The sequence below is a fragment of the Shewanella sp. 10N.286.52.E4 genome (assembly GCF_041468785.1).
Classification (GTDB): Bacteria; Pseudomonadota; Gammaproteobacteria; order Enterobacterales; family Shewanellaceae; genus Shewanella; species Shewanella electrodiphila.
Window position 1 is genome coordinate 1 of the sequence record NZ_JBFRJJ010000063.1, and the last position, 8,451, is coordinate 8,451.

Genomic DNA, 8,451 nt, shown 5'->3' on the forward strand with positions numbered 1-8,451 from the left:
AATTTAGAGCCCTCAATTTAGAGCTTTCAACTAAAGCCTGACAAAACTTGCCGCAGAAAACGCCATTAAAACCTAAACACAAGGCAATAACACACCTTAAAATCGTGAAACAGCACCTTAATTAACTGGCGTTTTAAACTAAAACCAGTTTAAAAGTAGCCTACAGCCTAGGCTCAGCAAGGACTTAGGTAAGTAACTGAAAAATTCCTTCATATAACGAAAAATATGCGACTTTACACTCACTTAGTATTTAAACTTAAATCATTTGTGTTATAAATAGATTAACAGTGTAAATTAATTGTTTCCGCCAAGGTTTCATTTGTTAAACCTTTGTTATAGCTGCAGTGTTTTAGCAATTACTTTATTAGTTGAAAGCAGTCAGTATATCGATACCTATCCAGGTACAAATTGTAATAATACCTAACTGAATAAAATCGACGATAAAACACTGCCTTAAGCAAAGTCATTGATAGGTTAGCAAGCGACTAACAGCCTGCACCTGAAAACTTGCTGTTGCTAACATTGATAAATTTTAGTTTTGCTAATGTTTATCTGTGATTAAGCCATTATAAAAAGGGGGCTACATGAAGATCATCCAACTCTTAGCGCTATTATTGCTATCTTTCTCGTTACCAGCATCTGCAAATACCGATAAAAATGAAGCACAATTAGTACTTTCATCTTGCATGTCGCTAAAAAATGCGTCGTCTGACAGCTCAACTAAAGCCTGTACTTATTACATTCAGGGGTTTCTCGCAGGCGCTTTAAATACGAGTTACCAATATAAGATTAGAGAAAGTGCTGGCGGTTTTTCAGACCGAGCCTACCAAACCCGAGTCGGTAACGAGACGTCAAAAAAGCAAATCACCGAAGTGTGTATCCCAACAAAAGCAACCCGCGATCAGCTGATTGAACGCATAGTCGGCCGAACGGTTGAACAACTCCCAGCCTCTGCCGACTCTTTACAGTTGTTGCACAGCAAAATTTATCAGGCGTTATCAGCAGAATTACCATGTGAATAAAATATTGAACAGGCTATATGAAGCCAATGATCAACTTAGCACTGCATCGACTTGAATAGTTCGTTGTCATAAAACTCAATCATTTTTGAGTCGCTAAGTCTACACAGTCCTTAATTAACGCGAAGTATTCGAGAATATGACACAAGAAAAGAAAAGCAGCTTTTTTCCGAGCCATAGGCTTATTCTGTTATTAACTTTAGCCCTATTTTGGTGGATAAACTCCAACTACAGTAACCCGTTATTACTGTCATTAGGGGCAGCTTCGATCATGCTAGTGCTCTATATAGCCCAGAAAATGGATGTTATCGACCACGAATCTCATCCGATTAGTCTGTCGGTCAATATGGCAACCTACCTGTTATGGCTATCAAAAGAGGTCGTGTTATCCAACATCAGTGTGGTTAAACATATTTGGTTGGGTAACAGCAGCATCTCGCCAACTCTGGCCACCATAGATACACGCCAGTGCACTGACATTAATAAAGTTATCTACGCCAACTCAATCACCTTAACGCCAGGGACTGTCGCCATAGACTTAATTGATGATCAACTCACTGTTCATGCTTTACATAAGGATGATATCGATACATTAAAAACCGGCGATATGGATCGCCGGGTAAGGGAGATCGAAAACTAATGTTAGCTGCCGCTACTATCGCAATTCTTGTCGTCATGCTGTTAGCGATCATTCGCTGCATTGTCGGCCCAACTCTTTACGATCGCATCCTCGCTTTCAATATGTTTGGCACCAAATCAATTTTATTGATATCTGTATTGGGCTTTTTAATGGGCCGTCCAGAATTTCTCGACATCGCCCTTGTATACGCCTTGATTAACTTTATCAGTGTGATTGGGGTATTACGCTACTCTGACTCAGCAGAATTTAAGGTTGCTCCTTATAAGCCTCATTCAACCAAGGAGGGTGAAGAATGAACCTCGTAATCGAAATTATCAGCGGTTTAAGCCTGCTAATTGGTTGCTTCCTTTGCTTATCAGGTGGCGTTGGGATGTTGCGATTTCCTGATTTTTACACTCGCATGCATGCTGTGAGTGTCACCGATACTTTAGGCGCGTGTTTAGTGCTATTTGGGTTAATGCTACAAAGCCCCAATGGTTTAGTGCTGATTAAATTAATACTCATCTTATTGTGCACGCTATTTATCAACCCGTCTGCCAGCCATGCTTTAGCAAAAGCCGCATTACGTAATGGCTTATTGCCGCTAGAAGGTAAGCCTGATAATCAGGGAGGGAACAAGCCATCGAAGCTTTAGTTGATATTGTACTACTGATATTTTTAGTCGTTATTGCCGTTGCAATCATATTCACAAGAAACCTATTAGCCGTGGTCATGTTAACTGGGATTTATGGCTTATTGTCTGCCTGTTTCTTTGTGGTGCTTGATGCTGTAGACGTCGCCTTTACCGAAGCATCTGTTGGTGCAGGTATCTCTGGCTTACTCATGTTAGCGGCCATCACCATAACAGGCCGAAAAGAGGCGCCAAAACGGCATAAACCCTTTCTGGCGCTATTTGTGGTGTTAGTCACTGGTAGCATGCTGATTTACGGCACTTTAGATATGCCTTATTTCGGTGATCCTGAGGCACCTGTTCATCAACATGTTGCCCCTCGTTATATCCATGACTCGATGGAGGAAGTCGGTGTACCTAATATTGTGACTTCCGTTTTAGGTAGTTACCGTGCATTTGATACCTTAGGTGAAGTCGCCGTTATCTTTACTGCAGGCATTGGTGTGCTTTCTCTGTTATCACTGCCTCGTCGCCGGAAAAAAATCAAATCTGAAGAAGCCACAGAAGAACAAATGCATGAACGTCATATGGTGGTGCGTATTGTCAGTAAAGCGCTCATCCCGTTCATCTTATTGTTTGCATTGTATGTGCAATTTCACGGTGACTTTGGCCCTGGTGGCGGATTCCAAGCGGGCGTTATTTTTGCTGCAGCAATTATTTTGTACACCATGCTTTTTGGTTTAGATACCGCTAAAAAAGTATTCAACCCAGCCTTGATTCAACTGTTAGCCGCTGTTGGGTTGCTGCTTTACGCCTGTGTCGGGGTTGTGTCCATACTCAATGGCGCTAACTTCCTAGACTACAACGTACTGGCTGATGATCCTGTTTCAGGTCAACACATTGGCATATTACTGATTGAATTAGGCGTAGGCATCACCGTTGCTTCGGTCATGTTGAGTATCTTCTTCAACTTTGATGGTCGCAGACAAGCTCAAGCTGAAATTCAAGCAGAGAAACAACAATCAGAACAAGAACAAAAACTAAAAGGGGAGCAGGATGTTTCTCGGACTCTATAACTATTGGATCGTCGTATTGTTGATGATGATTGGCTTTTATATCGTTATCGCCCACGGAAACTTGGTTAAAAAGCTAGTTGGACTCACCATTTTCCAAACCTCAGTGTTTATCTTTTATATCACCGTCGGCATGGTCGAGCGCGGTAGTGCGCCGATTATTGCTGAAGGGATCAGTGATTACTCTAACCCTCTGCCCCACGTGTTAATTCTTACCGCCATTGTGGTAGGTATTGCAACCACAGCACTTGGTTTAGCACTGGTCATCAGAATCAAAGAAGCCTATGGCTGTGTCGAAGAAGATGAGATCCAAAAACAAGATCAGCTCAGCGAGGATGAATCATAGTGTTAGCTCACCTGCCTATTTTACAAGTTGTGGTGCCGCTAATTGCAGCCCCGCTATGCTGGTTCTTAAACCGCTCTAAACTAGTGTGGATATTTGCCTTAATAGTCTGTGCTGCAACCTGCGTCAACAGCATATTACTACTCATTGAAGTGATGAAGTCAGGTACGATTATCTATGAACTCGGGGGCTGGGAAGCACCTTGGGGAATTGAATATCGCATCGATAAGCTTAACGCCTTCTTACTGCTGATTATTTCCACCATTGGAACCGTGGTGTTGTTTGCCGCTAACACCAGCATACAAAAAGAACTCAACGAAGATCGCCACACCTTATTTTACAGTCTATACCTACTGTCATTAACTGGCATGTTCGGCATCGTCGCAACCGGTGATGCGTTTAATGTATTTGTATTTTTAGAGATTTCTTCTCTATCTGCTTATGCCTTAATAGGTTTAGGTAGAGACAGACGCGCGTTATGGGCAGCCTACCAATACCTGATCATGGGCACTATCGGTGCGACCTTTATTTTGATTGGTATCGGCATGCTCTATCAAATGACGGGCACGTTAAACATGAGCGATCTGGCCACCCGATTAGTGGATGTTGGTCATACCCGTACAGTATTTGTTGCCTTCGCATTTTTAATCGTCGGCATTTGTTTGAAGCTAGCCCTATTCCCTTTACATCTGTGGCTACCAAATGCATACGCTTACGCGCCTTCGATAGTAACGGCATTTTTAGCCGCTACAGCAACTAAAGTCGCTGTATACCTGCTGATCCGTTTCACCTTTACCGTATTTGGGATTTCTTTCTCGTTCACCTCGTTGCCACTACAAAGCATTTTAATGGTGCTTGGACTTGTGGGGGTATTTGCCGCTTCTATCACTGCGATTTATCAGCAAAATGTGAAACATATCCTAGCTTACTCGAGCATCGCTCAAGTGGGGTATATGATCATCGGTTACTCGATAAATACCAGTACCGGGGTAATGGCAACCTTACTGCATTTGTTTAACCATGCATTAATGAAAGGTGCACTGTTTTTAGCATTAGGCGCAGTAATGTACCGAATTGGCAGCGTCCAGCTCAAACAGTTCCAAGGGCTAGGCCGAGAAATGCCACTGACCATGTCAGCCATTGTTATCGGTGGTCTCAGTTTGATTGGTGTGCCGTTAACCGTCGGCTTTGTCAGTAAATGGTATCTGCTTGTCGCTAGTGTTGAAGCTGGTATGTGGCCTGTTGCGGTACTTATCCTATTAGGGTCATTGCTAGCCATTGTGTATATCTGGCGCATTGTAGAAATGGCTTATTTCAAACCGCCATTACCTGGTCGTGAAGCCGTTAAAGAGGCACCTTGGACTTTCCTTGTTCCAATCTGGATCCTCGTCTTCGCTAATATCTATTTCGGTATCGATACTCGCCTGAGTGTGCAAGTGGCACAGGCGGCTTCTCAAAGCTTGTTTGGAATAAACCCATGAATCCATCTTTAGCGCTGATGTTACAGCTAACTATCCTATTACCGCTGCTGGCAACCTTTGCAATAGCTGCAACAGGAAAGAAACCTAACCTACGTGAGGCTGTCACTATCAGTACCAGTCTTGTGGTACTTTATTGCGTGATAAACCTCTATCAAGCGCTCAACGCTGGCACCAGCATTGAGGTCTCATGGTGGGAGCTTATGCCAGGTTTAGAGGTAAGCTTTGTAGTAGAACCTCTAGGCATGTTATTCGCGTTAATTGCCAGTTTTCTTTGGTTAATCACGACCATTTATGCCATTGGTTATATGCGTGGTCATGAAGAAGAAAACCAAACCCGCTTTTACATCTGTTTTGCTTTAGCGATTAGTGCGGTCATGGGCCTCGCCTTTTCTGCTAACCTATTTACCCTATTCGTGTTTTACGAAGTACTCACACTGTCTACCTACCCGCTAGTGACTCATGCGGGTACAGATAAAGCTAAAAAAGGGGGGCGGGTTTACCTTGGCATCTTGCTTAGTACCTCTGTGGCCTTTTTCCTATTAGCCATCATCTTAACTTGGTTTGTTAGTGGCACCCTCGAATTTACCGCTGGCGGTGTATTTGATGCCAATGTGAATACCACAGTAGCGGGCGCTATATTAGTCCTGTTTATATTTGGTATTGGTAAGGCGGCGATGATGCCATTTCACCGCTGGTTACCTGCCGCAATGGTCGCGCCAACGCCTGTCAGTGCACTTTTACATGCCGTGGCGGTGGTAAAGGCTGGGGTGTTTACAGTATTAAAGGTGTGTATCTTCATTTTTGGTCTCGATTTACTGCCACAGTTACCAACTACAGAATTTTTGCTTTATTTAGCGACTTTCTCTGTGGTGATGGCCTCGATTGTGGCCATGCGACAAGATAATTTAAAAGCAAGATTGGCTTACTCTACGATAAGTCAGCTGGGCTACATCACCATCGGTGCCCTGCTGGCCACATCATCAGGTGTTATCGGTAGCTCAATGCATATCGCCTCCCATGCCTTTGGCAAAATTACCCTGTTCTTTTGTGCCGGAGCCATTTTGGTAGCTAGCCATAAATCTAAGGTAAGTGAGCTACGCGGACTTGGCTATACCATGCCAATCACCATGGCCGCATTTTTCATTGCTAGCCTTAGCATTATTGGCGTTCCACCAGCTGGAGGAACATGGAGTAAATGGTTCCTATTAATGGGCACTATTGAAACCGGCTATTGGGTTGTCATGGTTGCCTTAATGCTCAGTTCGCTACTTAATATCGCTTACCTTCTGCCAATTCCTTACCATGCCTTTTTCCCAGGTAAAGGATTTAAGCCGTCAAATAACGGTATTAAAGAAGCCCCTATGCCATCTTTAATTGCAATAGTTATCACATCCTTAGGCTGCTTGATTATGTTCATTCATCCACAGCCCTTTTATGAATTGGCGAAAGCTATTTTGACTGTATCTGGAGTCAACCATGGACAATGAGAAGCAGTACCTCTTTGATAAACCCAAAAACATCCAGCGGATTTTATACCTGTTATACACCTGCTGTGCATTGTTAGTGGTACTTGATTTTGTCATTCATCGCCATGTTTACCATAGCTGGGAAAACCTACCTGCTTTTTACCCAATTTATGGCTTTGTCGGTTGTGTGATCCTTGTTGTGGTCGCCAGTTGGATGCGCAGCTTTTTGATGCGTCCAGAAGATTATTATGGGCCCGTTGAAGAGCTTGATAATAGCAAAATTGAAATAGTCGACGTCAGCGATGGCCACGCCAAAGAAGCTAACAATAACAATAACAATAACAATAAAGGTGATCGCAATGTGGATGCTTGAGTTACCGCCGTTTGTGCTGTTTATCATTGGCGGATTGATTGCTGCTACAACTCGTGGAAAGTTGCGCGGTGCCTTGATGATAGCGATCCCAGTGATCAGCGGATTGCATTTGTGGACGGTGCCAGAAGGCATCCATTTGCAATTGATGTTTTTAGACTATGAATTAGTCCCTTATCGCGCAGATAAATTAAGTCTGATGTTTGGCTATATTTTCCATATTGCCGCATTTATTGGCATCGTCTACTCATTACACGTTAAAGATACAGTGCAACAAGTTGCCGCTATGCTATACGCAGGTAGTGCCATTGGCGCCGTATTTGCGGGTGACTTGTTAACCCTATTCGTGTTTTGGGAGCTACTCGCCTTTACCTCTGTATTTCTAGTGTGGGCCCGCCGTACTCCAGCAGCATATAGCGCGGGGATGCGCTACCTCATCATGCAGGTACTCTCTGGGGTTATTCTGTTAGTTGGCGCGCTATTTTATATCAACGAGACAGGTAGTATTGCCTTTGACTATATCGGTTTAAATGGCATTGCTGGCTGGCTTATCTTTATCGCCTTTGGCATTAAGTGTGCGTTTCCTTTTGCGCATACTTGGCTTACCGACGCATACCCAGAAGCAACACCAACCGGTACTGTTTTACTCAGCGCCTTTACCACCAAGGTTGCAGTTTATGCCCTTGCTCGTGCCTACCCTGGCACAGAAATACTGATTTATATCGGCGCGGCAATGACCTGTTTTCCTATCTTCTTTGCAGTGATCGAAAACGATCTTCGTCGAGTGTTAGCCTACAGCTTGATAAACCAAGTGGGCTTTATGGTAGTCGGGATCGGTATCGGGACTTCCCTTGCATTAAATGGCGCAGTGTCTCATGCGTTTAATGATGTGATCTTTAAAGGCTTGCTGTTTATGAGTATGGGCGCCGTACTGCATATGACTGGCCGAATAAATGGCTCCGATCTCGGCGGTCTCTATAAGACGATGCCCAAAACCACAATATTATGTATTGTCGGAGCGGCCTCTATCTCTGCATTCCCACTGTTTAGCGGCTTTGTGAGTAAATCAATGGTAATGTCTGCAGCGATGGAGACTGGTCATGACTGGGTTTGGTTAATGCTACTGTTTGCCTCGGCGGGTGTATTCCACCACGCAGGTATTAAAATCCCTTACTTTGCCTTCTTCGCCCATGACTCGGGTATTCGAGCCAATGACCCACCAGTCAACATGTTAACAGCGATGTTCATTGCCGCTTGTCTATGTATTGGTATTGGAATTTACCCAGCAGCGCTTTACTCTCTGCTACCTTACGATACGGGCTATAACCCATATGATGCGACCCATGTACTGGCTCAGACTCAGTTATTACTGTTCTCAGCATTAGCGTTCGTTTGGTTGAATTTAAAAGGGATGTATCCACCTGAGCTGCGCTCTACTCACCTTGATGT

Annotated in this window: 10 protein-coding genes; all 10 read left to right on the plus strand. The window is 43.8% G+C overall.

Translation table 11 applies throughout. From position 1 onward, the window contains the following. Nucleotides 1-584: 584 nt before the first annotated feature. Complete coding sequence (locus AB4153_RS20795) at nt 585-1,022, plus strand: Rap1a/Tai family immunity protein (protein ID WP_102528297.1); 438 nt, start codon at nt 585-587, stop codon at nt 1,020-1,022. A gap of 136 nt (nt 1,023-1,158) precedes the next feature. Next, a complete protein-coding gene (locus AB4153_RS20800; RefSeq protein WP_371998536.1) occupies nt 1,159-1,659 on the plus strand; it encodes a Na+/H+ antiporter subunit E in 501 nt (166 codons plus the stop codon). Continuing rightward, the gene (locus tag AB4153_RS20805; protein ID WP_102528295.1) at nt 1,659-1,955 is read left to right on the plus strand and encodes a monovalent cation/H+ antiporter complex subunit F; all 297 of its coding nucleotides are present in this window, start codon (nt 1,659-1,661) and stop codon (nt 1,953-1,955) included. The genes AB4153_RS20800 and AB4153_RS20805 overlap by 1 nt, the downstream gene beginning before the upstream one ends. Beyond that, nucleotides 1,952-2,293 carry a monovalent cation/H(+) antiporter subunit G gene (gene mnhG / locus AB4153_RS20810; protein WP_102528294.1) on the plus strand — a complete coding sequence of 114 codons (342 nt, stop codon included), beginning with the start codon at nt 1,952-1,954 and terminating at the stop codon, nt 2,291-2,293. The genes AB4153_RS20805 and mnhG overlap by 4 nt, the downstream gene beginning before the upstream one ends. A 17-nt stretch (nt 2,294-2,310) precedes the next feature. Continuing rightward, nucleotides 2,311-3,345: a Na(+)/H(+) antiporter subunit B gene (locus tag AB4153_RS20815; protein WP_371998540.1), complete on the plus strand. Its 1,035-nt coding sequence runs from the start codon at nt 2,311-2,313 to the stop codon at nt 3,343-3,345. Further along, a complete protein-coding gene (locus AB4153_RS20820) occupies nt 3,326-3,688 on the plus strand; it encodes a cation:proton antiporter subunit C (RefSeq protein ID WP_102528292.1) in 363 nt (120 codons plus the stop codon). The genes AB4153_RS20815 and AB4153_RS20820 overlap by 20 nt, the downstream gene beginning before the upstream one ends. After that, nucleotides 3,688-5,166 carry a monovalent cation/H+ antiporter subunit D family protein gene (locus AB4153_RS20825; RefSeq protein WP_371998537.1) on the plus strand — a complete coding sequence of 493 codons (1,479 nt, stop codon included), beginning with the start codon at nt 3,688-3,690 and terminating at the stop codon, nt 5,164-5,166. The genes AB4153_RS20820 and AB4153_RS20825 overlap by 1 nt, the downstream gene beginning before the upstream one ends. Further along, on the plus strand, nt 5,163-6,653 hold the full coding sequence (locus tag AB4153_RS20830; protein WP_102528290.1) for a monovalent cation/H+ antiporter subunit D family protein: 1,491 nt from the start codon (nt 5,163-5,165) through the stop codon (nt 6,651-6,653). The genes AB4153_RS20825 and AB4153_RS20830 overlap by 4 nt, the downstream gene beginning before the upstream one ends. After that, a complete protein-coding gene (locus tag AB4153_RS20835) occupies nt 6,643-7,005 on the plus strand; it encodes a hypothetical protein (protein ID WP_371998538.1) in 363 nt (120 codons plus the stop codon). Before AB4153_RS20830 ends, AB4153_RS20835 begins: the two co-directional genes overlap by 11 nt. After that, a partial coding sequence (locus tag AB4153_RS20840) for a Na(+)/H(+) antiporter subunit D (protein ID WP_371998539.1) occupies nt 6,992-8,451 on the plus strand: 1,460 nt, incomplete at its 3' end. The genes AB4153_RS20835 and AB4153_RS20840, both read left to right, overlap by 14 nt.